Source organism: Drouetiella sp., assembly GCF_059504425.1.
In genome coordinates this window covers 80,416-95,127 of record NZ_JCACIN010000001.1, presented here as the reverse complement: position 1 = coordinate 95,127, position 14,712 = coordinate 80,416, and the positions used below count along the sequence as shown (strand labels likewise).

The following is a 14,712-nucleotide window of genomic DNA, read 5'->3' as shown; positions in this document are numbered from 1 at the left end:
TTCTTCCACTACAAAAGGCGATCGCACTCCTCTACTTAAATACCACTGTAATACTCAGGGCGGCAATGGCAATACGATCGTTCTAAATCCGCGTCAGTCTAATCGACGTACACCTTGCCATTGGTGTCTAAGTAGACCGAAGTGTTGCCATCATTGGGGTTTGCGTCTTTGACCGTGACATTCAATACGCCAGCAGTGTCGCCCGCAGCTACGCCAATGTTGAAAAATAGCCTCTCGCTGGTGCTGTCATCGTTGGCTCTCAGCAGCAGACTAGATGGAAGGCGTAGATTTTGTAGCATCACCGATGCGCCCTTTTCCAGCGATCGCGGTGCAGTTTCTCCTACCACCGCATAGGAAATGGGGCGATCGGTCTGGTTGCTCAGGTTAACCGTTGCCCTAAACCCCGTTAGCTTCAAGGTAGCCTGCGGCTCCGGCAACACTTGGGCGATTTGAAACCCAGTATCTGTTAGACCTGTATCTGTCAGAGAAGAAGGGACAGCGATTGCTGGGATAGCCCCTACCGTGAAGCAGATGCCTCCAGCAAGCCATAAATAGCGGAGGGTCTGAAAAGAAAGCTTTTCCATGGGATAAAAGATCACTCAATTTTTTGTTTTGGCTAGAAATTAGACTAGGTTTTTCAAGAATAAGTTTCTTAAGGCACCATTTTGGGGCGATCGCTCCCAAAAAAAGGAGGATGGCTGAAGACGCCTGATCCTCCCTTTCAAAAAGGTAAATTTAGACCAGGATTCAGCCGAAAGAATCCAAATCAAGGGCTTTTGAACCCCCTTGCTGGAGTTGAACCAAGTTTTTGCCAAGCTGCCACCAGACTAGCAAGCCTGTCATGAGCGTCAGCAAAGCAGCAATGCCGTAGGCAATTCCGGTAGGGAAGCCAAAAATCTGGACACCCGAAGCCAGGAAGACGCAGATGCCAGCGCAAATGCCCAGAAACGTCAGGCGGAGCGCAGAGCCTTGAACATTTTCTAGCGTCTGCGTCGAGCGGTTGCGCGCCCACTCGTTCACAGATTGCTTCAGCGTCGCGTCAAAGGCTAGCCCCGAAGTTATGCTTGCAAACAAACCAGCAACCAATAAAAAGTACGGGGGATCGTAGTACACAAATAGCTCCTTGACTGGGATATGGATATTAGCTGAGGGATTTGGATGACATGAAGTTAAGGGGCAGCAGCGTTGCAGCTCTTTCGGCAGAAAACTCTGTGAGTGCGCCGATCGCCGCATTTAGCAAACGGGCAGGTTTCACATCGTCCTTGATGAGATCCCACAATCGCTGAACCTCGGCGGTGTGGAGCCGATCGTCTTCAATCAGCGCCAGGATGATCTGCCGCCTCAATAAGTTACCCTCATCAGACAAGAGGTATTGTAAGCCGAGTTGGGCAGTCGGCAACAGATCGAAGTGAGTATCAGAACGGGCGATCGCAATCAAATTCTCCATCCGCTCCCATTGGAACTTGCCGTCCTTAAACAGCACCTCGATCAGCCGTCGTCGCAGAGCCGCCGATTCGCCCGTCAGCAGCCGCCGCGCCACGTAGGGAAAGGCAACATCGACAATCTTGAAGTCAGGGTTGAGGCTGAGAGCAAGCCCTTCTTGGGTCACGACCGATCGAATAATGAGAGCAAACTTAGCCGGGAGCCGGAAGGGATACTCGTACATCAGCGACGAGAATTTATCGGTAATGGTCTTAAAGTTAAAGTCCTGCACACTTTCGCCCAGGGCATTTCCCAGCACCTCTTCTAAGGCAGGAATGATCGGTCGAATATCGGTTCCTGGCGTGAGAAAGCCCAGCTTGACGAAATCTTGGGCAAGATGTTCGTAGTCCTGGTTAATCAGATGCACCACCGAATCGACCAGCGTTTCCTTAGCCTCTTGATGCAGCTGATCCATCATGCCGAAATCAATATATGCCATCCGCCCATCGGGGGTGGCAAACAGGTTGCCGGGATGTGGATCGGCATGGAAAAAGCCGAATTCTAGCAGCTGTCGTAAGCCAGCCGTCACACCAATTTCGATCAGCGTATCGCGATCGAGATTAGAGTCGCGAATCTTCTGCAAGTCCGTTAGCTTGGAGCCGTGAATCCATTCCAGCGTCAGTACATGCTGGCTGCTATATTTCCAGTAAATCGCAGGAACTTTGACGGTGGGGTCGCCCAAGAAATTTGCCGCAAACTTTTCGGCGTTTTGCCCCTCATTCTGATAATCCACTTCCTCAAATAGCTTGGTGCCAAACTCATCAACGACGAGGATGAGGTCATGCCCCAAGTTCAGAGGCAGCCAGGGAGAAATCCAGTGTGCCGCCCATCGCATCAAGTAAAGATCGAGTGTCAGCACGGGCAGCAGGTGAGGACGCTGCACCTTGACGGCAACCTCCTCGCCTGTGTGCAACCGCGCCTGATACACCTGACCCAGACTCGCCGCCGCGATCGGCTGAGGCGTAATTTGGCTAAAGATTTCGTCGATCGCGTGATCTAACTCTCGCTCAACAATGGCAAAGGCAATGTCCGACGGAAAGGGAGGCAGCTGGTCTTGCAGCTTCACCAGCTCTTCTAGAAAATCCTTTCTAACGAGGTCAGGACGGGTAGAGAGGGCTTGACCGACCTTAATATAGGTGGGGCCTAGACGCGTTAATATTTTTCGGAGTTGGGCCGCCCGCTTCAGCTTCTTTGCCTCAGTTCGGTTGAACCAGTCGTCTTGCTTCAAGCCCAAGACAAAGCCAGCAAACAGCCAAACCACGCTGACGGCTCGCCATAGAGTCCGCCAAGGACGAACCCGATAGTAGCGGGCGATCGCCTCTGCGTCATAGCGCCGCATTTTCTCCAATTGAAATTGACTCACGCGATCTCTGCCTCTCTAACCAGGAATATTTAACCAGGGATTTATAAACATGCGCCCCCAGTGCAACAGGTTCCTCAAGCAGAAACATCATGAGCCGAGGAATTTGCATCGAAGGTTAACTCTAGTATAAGAAACTACATGTATCGATCGCCGACAAAACCCAAAAAAGTTAATTTTTGCATCAGAATTTTTTTGATGTTTTTTCTTATACGAGCCATAATCTCACAAAATGAATAGCCCTGTAAGGTTTCAGGTATTAACCTAACTCAAGGCAGATCCTAAAGAAGCTTTGCGTTAAGCTAAGCTGCATTAAGCCATATATGTATCTTTGTGAAGGGAGAAGGGAGTTGGAGTAAAGAGCAATAAGAAACTGGGGTGTATTTCCGCACCTCCATACCTTATACTCCTTCACTCCTTATTTCTCATTGCCCTCTATTCCTCCAACATTTGCAGTCGATAGAGACTGGCGTACAGCCCGTTTTGTATCAGCAGATCTCCATGGCTACCAGACTCCACGAGCTGACCTTGCTTGAGAACAAAGATGCGATCGACGCTCCGAATGGTTGAAAGCCGATGGGCAATGACGATCGCCGTGCGGTCTTGCAGCAGCGTTTCCAGCGCCTCCTGAATCTTCGACTCAGTTCTGACATCTAGGTTCGCTGTCGCCTCATCCAGCACCAAAATTCCGGGACTGCGGATTGCCGCTCTAGCAAACGCCAAGAGCTGCTTTTCACCCCCCGAAAGATTGGTGCCCCGTTGCCGTAGCTGCGTGTCGTAGCCCTGGGGAAGATTCTCGATAAACTGCGCCACGTTAGTCTGCTCAGCCGCTTTGCGAATTTGGTCGATCGAGTAAGATTCACCCAGAGAAATATTGGTTTTGACATCTCCGGCAAACAGAAAGCCATCTTGCAGAATCACCGCCATGCGCTGCCGTAGCGTTGCTTGAGGCAAATCCCGAATATCTTCACCGTCCAGCAAAATTCGCCCCTCAGTAACATCATACAGACGGCACAGCAGCCGGATGATGGAGCTTTTGCCTGCGCCCGTAGGCCCTACTAGCGCCACCTTTTCGCCGGGACGAATGGTGAAACTGAGATCGCGTAGCACTAATTCATCAGCCTTATAGCCAAAGGAAACATGATCAAAGCAGATCTCGCCAGGAGCTAAAACGGCTGGAGTGGAGATAGCCGCCGGAGCAGAATATTTTGAAGCCGCTACCTGATAGCGTTGCATCTCCTGCTCACCCCAGCCGATCGCCTGACCTGGGTCCCGAATTTCGATCGGCTCGTTGAGAATATCGCTTACTCGCTCCAGAGCCGTCAGCCCTGCTTGGATAGCAGTAAAGCGCTCGGCAAACTGGCGCAGAGGATCAAACAACCGCTGTGCGAACAAAATAAAAGAGGTGAGAATCCCAAAATCTAGAGCCTTGCCCAAGACTAATAGACTGCCTAGCCACAGCACTGCGCCGATCGCTGCCAACGCCACCCATTCCAAAGTTGCCGACACCGCAGAGTCAAAGAAAATGGTGCGATCGACTTCGGTGACATAGCGCTGGTTAATCGTGCGAAAGAGCTGTGAGTTGAACTGCTCACGGCGAAAGAGCTGCACCACGTTGATGCCAACAATGTTTTCTTGCAGCGTCGAGTTTAACGCCGACAGCTCTTCACGGGCTTTGTAGTTCGCCAGTCGATACTGCTGCTGAAAGTAAATAATCAGCCCGGTGATCGGCAGCAGCAGCACCAGCAGCAGCAATGCCAGCTTCCACTGGAGGCTAAACATGACGATCACGAGCACCACCATCGTCAGCAAATCGCTGACTACGCCGATCGCCCCGGTCGAAAACACGTCCCCCAGAGCATCAACGTCACTGGTCAGGCGGGTGATCAGCCGTCCTACGGGGGTGCGATCGAAAAACCGCGTTGCCAAAGCAGTGACATGGTTAAACAGATCGTCTCGGATGTCGGCAGTAATCCGCTGCCCAACCTTCTGAATCAAGTAACCCTGAATGCCGCTCAGAGAAAGCTGGACAATCAGGGTCAAAATCAGCAGCATCACCAGAAGTCTGGCTCCATCTACCAGACCATAGCCCCTCAAAAACCCCATCACAGGCTCGTTTTTGGCTAGAGCAACCGCCTGCCCGATGATAATGGGCTGCATTGATCCAGCCAGCGCCAGCGGGATTAGGAGGACAAGCGCGATCGCCAGCAGTCGAGAGTTGCGCTTGGCGTAGGGAATGACAATGCGGAAGAGCCGCCAGTCTGTTTGTTGAGCTTTAGGCTGGGGCTGAGCCTCCGGAGCCGGAGATGCAATCATAGCGGCAAAAGTGGGGGATGCAGGTGAAAAGTTGGCGATCGAACCCGCCATCCCACTTTAGCGTGCAACGAACCAGAGCTTACGATGGAATGCTATTGCGCCGAAGTTGTAGAAGGTTCGCCAGACGCATAAACCACATCCAGGGCGATCGGCTGAAGGCTGTAGCCCACTACGGGGATGTTTTGACAGAAGAACCCCTGTCTAGAGCGCAGTTCAAACATAGGTTCGCTGCCGCGCTGCCATTCGATTTCGGTTAATACTTTGAATCCCTTCTCGCTGGCTACAAGCTGAACGGGAGTTTTTTTGGAGCGGGTAACGAGTAAGTGAGTCGGGCTAAACATGTGTGAGTCCTTGTAGATGAAATTGAATTTTCTTGTAGATGAAATTGAATTTTGTTGCAGCGCAAGCTTTGCAAAAGCATTGCTCTCAGAACAGGTGACTTCCAACACAGAAGCACCTGCTGAACTGCTGAGCTTTTACAGACTGGCTAAAGACAGACTGGCTAAGGCTAGTTAAAGCCAAAGTGAGCTAAGGCTAAAGTAAGCTAAGCAAGTACAACGACTGGAGATCAGCCTTCAAGTTCCGGGTGAAGTGACCTGCGTGCAGCGCTTAATCGGAACTTTTTGATAGTTGTTGAAATTAGTTTAAGTTTCTTTAAGGGCGTTGCGATCGCTCCATCAGTACGGACAGCCGTAATTAAATCAGGCGAGGTTTCCGTCTACATAAATGAGCTACCGATTATCAAGAATTGACCGCAACTGCCGCATTCACCAGACTCAAAAGCGAACCTGCCTGCTCCTGACCGCCTGTAGCCAGATCGCTGTGGCAAAGATAGACGCGATCGCCCGTCCGATGCAGCAAATCTAAAACCTGACGCTGGAGGCGCTGCTGATCCATTGCCAAAGTATCTTCAGGTGTCCAGAGTCGTCCTAGCCTGTGGCGCAGGAAAAGCGGCGCACCAAACAGCGCCCCGCCTCCCGTCAGCCAAAAGGGCGAACCTGCATCGAGCCAAAACTGCCAGCGATGGGCATGGCGATCGCTGCGATATTGATAAATGGTGGCTAGGGTAACGTGATTGGCATCGCCCATCGGACGCACAGGATAGGGATCAGCCGTAATCGTGCCGTCCCTCAAAAGCTGAATGAACTGCCCGACAGACTCCGCGATCGATCGATCGGTCTGGTCTGACCTCTGAGCTGATCCATGCTGCGATTGCCCAGAAGCCTGCATCAGACGAGTTTCCACTTCCCAGTAGTGCTGCGTTGTTTCCATTAGCTCTCGTAGGGCAGCAAGCTGGTCGTAGGGTAGATGGCTGCCGCCGTACAGAAATCTCTGAATGGCGCGATCGAGCAAGACAATTGGGCTAGAAAGCAAATGCTGCTGCTGTTGCGATCGCTGCGTTTCCAGCCATTGCGTAATCTCCTCGTAGGCTTGAGTTGCCTGATAGCCCAACCGATCCCAGCGCGGAAATGCCGACACAGGCAAGAGCTGCGGCAGTTGAGGATCAGGCACAAAGCAATGATCGATCAGCAACCCTGCCCGCACCGGATCAATGCGCGGCACAACAGACAGGCGAGGGGTAGACTCAGGCAGCTCTTTATCCCACCCATCTCCCCATCTCCCCATCTCTCTGTCTCCCGCTGCTTGACTTAGCAGCACCAGCATCGCCGCCACCGACTCCCGATCGACCAAACGACCCAGCCCTGGATACACCCAGGCGAGCAGCGTCAGCAATGCTCGAATAATCGGCGAACTGGCAAGCGGCTGCTGGTCGTTGAGCGATCGCACTGCAATATTTCTGCGGCTGAGGATTTCCCGTAGGGTGTAGCGGGCGATCGCATCCATGCCGGGAGCAATGATCGCCACATCTTCGGGGCGAACCTGCCCTGTTTCAATGCCGTTGGCAATGAGTTCTGCCGTTTGGCGCAATAGCTCAGCTCTAGAGAGGGTTTGCAGAGTCTGAATCGTGCTGGGCAACTGCGGTAAAAGCATAGGTTCCTGAATCCAGGCGGTGACTAACCCGCCCCAGGTGACTCCCAGACTCTCACCTGGAGTTTGTGCCAGAGTTTCCAGATGGGTACAGCGATCGCGCAAGCCCGCCAGGTACAGAGGATCAGCGCCTAGCCCTAGACGAATTGCCCCGTCTGGATTGTAGGTGAAAGCGCAGGGAATGTTTTCGTCGAGGAAAAACTCGAAGAGCGATCGGGCGATCGCTGGATATTCGTCCAGATCATCGGCCAGTACGGCTCGGTAGCGCTGCTTCAAATGCTTTTGATACACCGGATGCGGCAGCAGATAGCGCCAATACAGCTCGGTAAGGATGCCGTAGGTGAGCAGCCCTCGTTCTAAGCACCATTCCCACCAGTGCTGGAGCGCTTCGCCCATGGCATCCCACAGTTCAGGCGAACCTTCCTGCTCAGGAATCCCCTGCTTCAGCAAAAGAGAAATTTCTTCGTGGGGCGTGCCGCTGACTGCGCAAAGCTGAAGTAAATCTAGCGTACGGCGCACCATAAAGTAGTCGCTAACTCCCTCTTGGCGCAGTCTGCCGCTGAGGAGGAGCGATCGCCAGAGTCGCGTGGCTAGCTCCTGTTCGGTTTCCGGGCGCAGCCGCACCGGAAACTGCGATCGCACCTGCAATGCCTCGGCTAGTTTTTCAGCTAGAAGCGGATAAAACAACCGCACTTCATCTTGAAAGAAGCCTAGAGGCGTAGCGGAATCGCAGATGTGCCTGCCGTCTGTTGCCGCCGTGATCCGATTGGTCAAATCCAGCCGATTATCGCCGATCGCTGCAAAAATTAGGATGCTCGGCGGAATTTGATGACGCGCCTGCGGCTGACCCTCTACCCGCCTGATATCTGACCAGACGCAAAACTGCTCAATCAGCCGCGTGGTTTTGCCGCTGCGAGTAGAGCCAGTAATCCAAACAGAATCAAAAGACACCTATTGCCCTTCAACGAATTTGCTATGATACTACGTACTTTACAGAGGTTTTACCTATATTTCATCAGCGCTTTTTTGGTAGCGTCTAACAACAATCTGGAGAGCTAAGGGCAGTTTTCTGATCCTCACCCAGCCCCAGCCCTTCGATCGCAACAGACCCTCATCCAGTTAAGTCTTCAATGGCTGGTTTTTCAAAGGGTGATTTTGATGTTGCATTAGACCTTAATATTAGACCTCTAACTTAATTTTGTCTGAGCCAACAACTTCTGATTCAATTCTGATTTAAACATGAGGAATTCATTTGCGGCTTCTGTCAGAAGCTATTTTCGTAGCTCAAATCGCTGGTTTTTGAGAACACCTGAGCGTGCTCTAGACCAGGCCTACGATGCAGCTATTCTGATTAAGAGTTTAGAGGATGCGCATTTTGGCGGCAACAGAGTTGCTTTTGACTCAGGAAATTATAGCCGTAGTGCCCAAAGCTATTTTGAGTCAGAGCTAAAAAAGAACTTAGATATTATCAAAATTCGCCTAGCTGAATTTAAAGCGAGTAGCTCCATTCTTCGCCTCTCCAGCCAAGCAACAACTGAGGTGCAGCTAGAAGATAACTCTAGCGATTTTCAAGGTCTTAATGTCGTCGATCGACCTAACTTAATTCTAAAGAAATTGCGGTTTATTGATGAGATTTTGGCACGCTACGAGAACCGATCGACTAATCCTCTCTCGCCTGTTGTCGTCAGACAACCCAAAGCGATCGCGGTTAATTCTGCCGATCGATCGAGTTTAATGGCGGATTCTAATTCGGCACGCAATCTGAATATCGAATCAGACAAAAAGCTGCTCGCAGATAAGACGGGTGTGCTGCCCCGCTCAATCCTAGACACGGTCGATCGCATCCGGCGAGATCTTGATCCCGAAGCTGAGGAGCAGGTGGTTCAAACCTTTCGTCAATCGAAGGTTAAAACGGGTATTGCTATCCGTTTTTTGCTATTGCTAATTATCGTGCCTTTGCTGACTCAACAAGTTTCTAAGAATTTTTTGGTTGGACCTATTGTCGATCGCTATAGAGCGGAGCATGAAGCCGCGGATGTTTTTATCAACTACGAACTAGAGGAAGAGGCATTAGATGAATTACAGCAGTTTGAACAGCGTTTGCGCTTTGAAATACTGATTGGCAAAGTTCAGCCTAAAGAAGAATCAGAAATTTTGGAGAGGGTGAAAGAGAAGGCGGAAGAAATTGAAACCGCCTACCGCAGTATTGGCTCAGATGCGATTAAAAATATCTTCTCGGATATGCTGGCGCTAGCGGCTTTTGCGATCGTCATAGCCACCAGCAAGCGCGAAATTGCGGTTCTCAAGGGCTTCATGGATGAGGTCGTCTACGGACTCAGCGACAGCGCCAAAGCTTTTATCATCATTTTATTCACCGATATGTTTGTGGGGTTTCACTCACCCCATGGCTGGGAGGTGCTGCTAGAAGGAGCCTCTAAACATTTAGGCTTAGCTGCAAGCCACGACTTTAATTTTTTGTTTATTGCTACCTTTCCCGTCATTTTAGACACCATCTTTAAATACTGGATTTTTAGGTATCTCAATCGGGTGTCTCCCTCTGCCGTTGCAACCTACAAGAACATGAACGAGTAGATCTTCATCATGCCCCCAAAGCTCACGCCCGACTTGGTTTCTCTGCCGTTAGCCCATAGCGCTGCAAAATTTGGGGTTCGGGATTTGACGCTGTTGGGGTTAGGTTCCATCTTGGGCACAGGCGTCTTCGTCGGAATTGGCATCGCGGCTCATGTTGCCGGGGCAGGAGCGATCGCCGCCGTCATCATGGCTGCCCTCATGGCGCTAGGCAACGAACTCAACGCTGCGCAGCTGTCAGTTCAGCGATCGGCAACCAGCGGTACCTATGAGTATAGTCAAAAATATTTGAGTCCTTGGCTCAGATTTACGGCTGGATGGGCGTTTCTGCTAGCGAAAGTTGCTTCGGCGGCAACTGCCGCGCTGGGCTTTGCCGGATATTTGCTGAACGTGTTGGGCCAACCTGATTCCCTATGGCTGATGCCGATCGCGCTGCTCCTGATCGCGCTACTCACTCTAATCTTGCTGCAAGGTCTGCACCACGCCAGTTTTTCAAGGCGCTTGATGGTATTCGTGACGCTGCTTTCGCTGCTGATTTTTCTGGGAGCGGGGTTGGGATCAGCAGGGGAGATCGTCCTACCCATCTATTGGGATGCCAGTGGAGACTGGGATGTCAATGGAGATTGGGATATCAATAGAGATTGGGATACCAGTGGAGAGGGAGCGATCGCATCCATTCTCCAGGCAACGGCTCTCATGTTTGTGGCATATTTTGGCTTTGGACGCATGGCTTACCTGAGTCACGCTGTCCGCCAGCCTCGCCGCACGATTCCCCGATCCGTCTTGGTGCTTCTCAGTGGAGTCCTGCTGCTGTACTGGGGTGTGGCGATCGTTGTCCTTAAAGCCCTAAGCGCTGAAACCCTGGATGGCGCAGTCGAAACTTATGTCGCGCCGCTGGCGATCGCCGCCCGTCAGCTTGAGATGTCAGGCATTGCTCAGATCGTGGCAATCGGTGCCCTGACTGCGCTGCTGACCACGCTGCTCAACCTTATGCTAGATTGCGCCCAAATGCTGCAATCTATGGCAGAACAGCATGATATTCCCCAGAGCTTTGCCCGCTTTAATGCAGCCGGAACCACGCCGACGCTGGCAGTTTTGGCGGTGAGTGGGGCGATCGTCGGTTTCATTGGGGTCGGTGATGTCCAAACAACCTGGTCATTTAGCGCCTTTGCGCTACTCATTTACTGCGCCATTACTCAGCTAGCCGTTCTAAAACTATCGGCGCAAGAGCGGCTCTATCCCCGACTTTTCCCACAGCTAGTTTTTTGGGGCTGTCTATTTCTGGCATTTTGGGTCGATTGGCAAGTCTGGCTGGTGAGCTTGGGGCTGCTAGTCGTGGGTCTAATTTGGCGCGGCATTAACCAGTGGAGCGATCAGCAGTCTCAGGATTAACTGCTGCGAGAGTAAATGTGCTGATGGATTTGGGTGCGGATTAGCAGAAATCAGAGAGAATTGAGAGATCGGCAGAGGGTGGCGTTATGGCAGGGGTGAGGTGGAAATGGGTCGGTGGACTGCTGATTAGCGCGATCGCCCTTTTGAGTTTGAGCGGCTGCGCGACGGTTATTAGCCAAATCAATCGCAACATCGGCAATCCCCATTTGCTGTTGGGCAATCCTAGCGCGGCGATCGCCAGTCTCTCTACGCCCAGTAACTACCTCATTTCTAGACCTCAATACGCTCTGTCCTACAACCGCGATAAGGGCATTCCCAACTGGGTGAGCTGGCAGCTCAACGAAACCTGGCTAGGATCGCTGCCGCGTCCACAGTTTGAACCAGACACCTCTCTGCCTAAAGGCTGGTATCAGGTTAGCCCCGACGACTACACGGGCAGTGGCTTCGATCGCGGTCATGTGCTTCCGGCAGCCGATCGCAATCGTGACCCCCAGGACAGCCAATCCACCTTTTTGATGACCAACATTCTGCCGCAAGCCGCCGACAGCAATCGAGGGCCTTGGGAACAGCTAGAAAGCTACTGCCGAGCTTTAGTCAGAACAGGCAAAGAGCTTTACATCGTTGCGGGGTCGGCAGGAACAGGCGGAGTCGGGGAAAAAGGCAAGCGATCGATCATCGGGCGCGGCAAGGTTGCCGTTCCGGCAAGCACCTGGAAAGTGATTGTGGTACTCGATCGCTCTGGGTTAGGGCTAGCGGACATCACGACTTTGACACGCACCATTGCCGTCAATATGCCCAATCAGCAGGGCATCAAAGATCGCAAATGGCAGGACTTTAAAACCTCGATCGACGAAATTGAAAAGCTGACGGGGTATAACTTGCTTTCCAATGTTGCTCCAGCCGTGCAAACTGCGATCGAAGCCCTATGAGCCGTACGCCGACGCTGAAATTCGATCGCGGCACTCTGCTGCTGCACCCGCCGCCACGCGGTAAAGCCTGGGTGGATTTTGCGACATGGGACGATCGCGTTGAGCGGTTTCGGGTGCCTGCTCTTCAGTATCGGGCGCTGGTGGAAACCCTCCAGGCAGAAGGGACAGCCTTTACCGACGAAGCCAAAGCTTTTGTCCCCATTCAGCTCAATGCCCAGATGGAGCGATCGCCCTATCCCCATCAGCAGGAGGCTTTGACGGCTTGGATAGCAGCCGGACGACGCGGCGTTGTGGTCTTGCCTACTGCCGCAGGTAAAACCTATCTGGCACAAATGGCGATGCAGGCAACGCCCCGCAGCACGCTGATCACGGTGCCGACTCTCGACTTGATGCACCAGTGGTATGCCAATCTGCTGGCGACCTTTCCCGATGCCGAAATTGGGCTATTGGGGGGTGGCTCCCGCGATCGCACCGCCATTCTAGTTGCCACTTACGATAGCGCCGCCATTCATGCCGAGTCTTTGGGCAACCGCTATGCTCTGCTGATCTGCGATGAGTGCCACCATCTGCCCAGCGACTTTAATCGGGTAATTGCCGAATATGCGATCGCTCCCTATCGGCTAGGTTTAACCGCCACACCCGATCGATCGGACGGCAGGCACGTTGATCTGGATACCTTGCTGGGGGCGATCGTCTATCACCGCACAGCAGAAGACTTGGCGGGTCATGCCCTTGCCCGCCACGAAATTGTTCAGCTCAAGGTGGAGCTATCGCCGCCAGAGCGCCAGCGCTACGATCAGCTGATTGCCATCCGTAATGACTTCTTGCAGCGATCGAATATTTGGCTGGGCAGCATGCAGGGCTGGCAGCGGTTTGTCCAGGCAAGCGCCCAATCTCAAGCCGGACGACGCGCTATGTTGGCTCACCGTGAAGCCAGAGCGATCGCCTTGGGCACCGAAGGCAAGCTGCGGATTTTAGCTGAGCTGCTAACAAAGCATCATCCTGAGCAAATCCTGATTTTTACCAATGACAACGCCACCGTTTACCGTATTTCTCAAGAATTTTTGATTCCGGCTCTCACTCATCAGACCCCCGTCAAAGAACGCCACGAGATTCTGCAAAATTTCCGGGAAGGAAAATATAAAACGCTGGCAGCGTCCCATGTGCTGAATGAAGGCGTGGATGTGCCGGAAGCAAGCGTCGCCATTCTCCTGTCAGGTACGGGGTCGGCGCGCGAGTATATCCAGCGCTTAGGGCGGGTATTGCGCAAAGGAAAGGCAGAGAAATTTGCGCTGCTCTATGAAGTGGTTGCCGAAGAAACCACGGAAGAAGGGGTATCGCGCCGCCGTCGTCAGTCTCCTAAGTCTTCCGCCCAGCTAGAGCTAGTTGCGCCGCCTGCCTATCCTCAGCCCATCCGCGAAACCCGCCGCGCTGCCGAGGCATCTGCCCCCTATGGCATCGAATCTGGATCGGGTGAAATCGAGCCTGACGCGATCGCCCCTTCCTCAGAAGTGGAGTCAGACCTAGGAAAGTAAGTGTCCCTCTCAAAAAAAGTTGAAAAAGCTACATAAAAATCAAGTAACTTACTTAAAATCTTCCAGATACCGAGAATTAAGCAAGTATAATTGGTAACATAGGGTGATCGAGCTTTCTCATTAATTACCGATCAAATTATTACCAATCAAATTTATGGATCTCGAAGAGTTGGAGTCTCTCACCCGCGACACAGTAGAACAGGCGTTAAACCAGCTTCATGCCGCCAGTTTGCTAGCAGCTCAACTGGAAAGACAGATTGCCGAAACGGGACGATCGGTACAAGCCTTGAGCCAAACTCTAGAAACTTTTTTGACAGAACAGCGCCAATCGGGTGATTCTAGTTGAAGTCTTTCTGGATTTTACGCAGCCAATTTCTAGATGGGCTTTCAAACCAGCGGGTTCTCTAGCGTCTCATGAATAGTCTGTCTCAAGTGGGCTAAATTGACTGGCTTGACCAAATATTGAACTGCGCCCAAATCCAGCGCGCGTTGCCGATCGACCTGAAACGCGAAAGCCGAAACCACGATGACTGGAATCGATCGCCATTCTGAATTCTGCTGAATCTGCTGAAGCAGCGTGTAGCCATCGATATCCGGCAGCTTTAGGTCTAACAAAATGAGATGGGGTTGGAATTGGGTCATAGATGCCGCAAAGGAATTTCCTTGCTCTAAGCTCATCACATCCCATCCATAGTGTTCTAAGTAGTCGCTCATCAGCTGGCGGCTAGTGGGATTATCTTCAATCAACAAAATACGCACAGGCGATCTCGCACCAGATGCCGGAGTGGGAATCATCGTCTATACCATCTCTATGACTTAGGTTAGATATCCCTTGAAAGACCCACAAACCACTATGAAGAGCCATATGGAATTGTCGAAAATCTCATGAACGCAGGGTTGGTAGAACGCTCATTTTTCTCAAGAAACCCGTTTTTTGACTGACGAGTATTGTAGCGCGAGAGTTTAAGAAAAGACCTGCTCGGATCACATAATAGAACGAGCGCGAGAATATCAAAGGTTTCTATCGTTAAGATATAGCAACCGCCAAGGCAGTTAGGACGGAGACATTTTCGGTGAGGCGCTTCGCGCCCTACCAAAATTTTTTAGAGCAAACTGGCAA

Annotated in this window: 12 protein-coding genes; 5 read left to right on the top strand and 7 right to left on the bottom strand. The window is 52.0% G+C overall.

Going from position 1 to position 14,712, the window contains the following annotated elements:
* Positions 1-98: 98 nt before the first annotated feature.
* The 6 genes from AC5JMP_RS00430 to AC5JMP_RS00405 form a co-directional block, all read right to left on the bottom strand.
* Positions 99-584 carry a hypothetical protein gene (locus tag AC5JMP_RS00430; RefSeq protein WP_495849438.1) on the bottom strand — a complete coding sequence of 162 codons (486 nt, stop codon included), beginning with the start codon at positions 582-584 and terminating at the stop codon, positions 99-101.
* Between the two features lie 163 nt (positions 585-747).
* On the bottom strand, positions 748-1,113 hold the full coding sequence (locus AC5JMP_RS00425) for a hypothetical protein (RefSeq protein ID WP_495849437.1): 366 nt from the start codon (positions 1,111-1,113) through the stop codon (positions 748-750).
* A 28-nt stretch (positions 1,114-1,141) separates the two neighbouring features.
* Complete coding sequence (locus AC5JMP_RS00420) at positions 1,142-2,821, bottom strand: ABC1 kinase family protein (RefSeq protein ID WP_495849443.1); 1,680 nt, start codon at positions 2,819-2,821, stop codon at positions 1,142-1,144.
* Between the two features lie 456 nt (positions 2,822-3,277).
* Positions 3,278-5,158, bottom strand: coding sequence for an ABC transporter ATP-binding protein (locus AC5JMP_RS00415; RefSeq protein ID WP_495849442.1), 1,881 nt, complete (start codon positions 5,156-5,158; stop codon positions 3,278-3,280).
* A 92-nt stretch (positions 5,159-5,250) separates the two neighbouring features.
* The gene (locus tag AC5JMP_RS00410; protein WP_495849436.1) at positions 5,251-5,499 is read right to left on the bottom strand and encodes a hypothetical protein; all 249 of its coding nucleotides are present in this window, start codon (positions 5,497-5,499) and stop codon (positions 5,251-5,253) included.
* A gap of 400 nt (positions 5,500-5,899) precedes the next feature.
* Positions 5,900-8,098 (bottom strand): recombinase family protein, encoded by a 2,199-nt coding sequence (locus tag AC5JMP_RS00405; protein WP_495849435.1) that lies wholly within the window; start codon positions 8,096-8,098, stop codon positions 5,900-5,902.
* Positions 8,099-8,386: 288 nt separating this feature from the next.
* Between AC5JMP_RS00405 and AC5JMP_RS00400 the strand changes: the two genes are divergently transcribed.
* The 5 genes from AC5JMP_RS00400 to AC5JMP_RS00380 all read left to right on the top strand — a co-directional run bounded on the left by AC5JMP_RS00400 (position 8,387) and on the right by AC5JMP_RS00380 (position 13,938).
* Positions 8,387-9,739, top strand: a complete 1,353-nt coding sequence (locus AC5JMP_RS00400; protein ID WP_495849434.1) for a proton extrusion protein PcxA — start codon at positions 8,387-8,389, stop codon at positions 9,737-9,739.
* Positions 9,740-9,748: 9 nt separating this feature from the next.
* Entirely contained in the window at positions 9,749-11,128 is a 1,380-nt protein-coding gene (locus AC5JMP_RS00395; RefSeq protein WP_495849433.1) for an APC family permease, read from the top strand.
* A gap of 86 nt (positions 11,129-11,214) precedes the next feature.
* Positions 11,215-12,057, top strand: a complete 843-nt coding sequence (locus AC5JMP_RS00390) for a DNA/RNA non-specific endonuclease (RefSeq protein WP_495849432.1) — start codon at positions 11,215-11,217, stop codon at positions 12,055-12,057.
* Entirely contained in the window at positions 12,054-13,592 is a 1,539-nt protein-coding gene (locus tag AC5JMP_RS00385; protein ID WP_495849431.1) for a DEAD/DEAH box helicase, read from the top strand. Before AC5JMP_RS00390 ends, AC5JMP_RS00385 begins: the two co-directional genes overlap by 4 nt.
* Before the next feature lie 154 nt (positions 13,593-13,746).
* Complete coding sequence (locus AC5JMP_RS00380) at positions 13,747-13,938, top strand: hypothetical protein (RefSeq protein ID WP_495849430.1); 192 nt, start codon at positions 13,747-13,749, stop codon at positions 13,936-13,938.
* Positions 13,939-13,979: 41 nt separating this feature from the next.
* Here the strand turns inward: AC5JMP_RS00380 and AC5JMP_RS00375 are convergent, their stop codons facing one another.
* Positions 13,980-14,387, bottom strand: a complete 408-nt coding sequence (locus AC5JMP_RS00375) for a response regulator (protein WP_495849429.1) — start codon at positions 14,385-14,387, stop codon at positions 13,980-13,982.
* Between the last annotated feature and the right edge of the window lie 325 nt (positions 14,388-14,712).

Coding starts and splice junctions, on each gene's coding strand:
- AC5JMP_RS00430 (WP_495849438.1), bottom strand. CDS start 584: ATGGAAAAGCTTTCTTTTCAGACCCTCCGCTATTTATGGCTTGCTGGA.
- AC5JMP_RS00420 (WP_495849443.1), bottom strand. CDS start 2,821: ATGCGGCGCTATGACGCAGAGGCGATCGCCCGCTACTATCGGGTTCGT.
- AC5JMP_RS00415 (WP_495849442.1), bottom strand. CDS start 5,158: ATGATTGCATCTCCGGCTCCGGAGGCTCAGCCCCAGCCTAAAGCTCAA.
- AC5JMP_RS00410 (WP_495849436.1), bottom strand. CDS start 5,499: ATGTTTAGCCCGACTCACTTACTCGTTACCCGCTCCAAAAAAACTCCC.
- AC5JMP_RS00400 (WP_495849434.1), top strand. CDS start 8,387: ATGAGGAATTCATTTGCGGCTTCTGTCAGAAGCTATTTTCGTAGCTCA.
- AC5JMP_RS00395 (WP_495849433.1), top strand. CDS start 9,749: ATGCCCCCAAAGCTCACGCCCGACTTGGTTTCTCTGCCGTTAGCCCAT.
- AC5JMP_RS00390 (WP_495849432.1), top strand. CDS start 11,215: ATGGCAGGGGTGAGGTGGAAATGGGTCGGTGGACTGCTGATTAGCGCG.
- AC5JMP_RS00385 (WP_495849431.1), top strand. CDS start 12,054: ATGAGCCGTACGCCGACGCTGAAATTCGATCGCGGCACTCTGCTGCTG.
- AC5JMP_RS00380 (WP_495849430.1), top strand. CDS start 13,747: ATGGATCTCGAAGAGTTGGAGTCTCTCACCCGCGACACAGTAGAACAG.
- AC5JMP_RS00375 (WP_495849429.1), bottom strand. CDS start 14,387: ATGATTCCCACTCCGGCATCTGGTGCGAGATCGCCTGTGCGTATTTTG.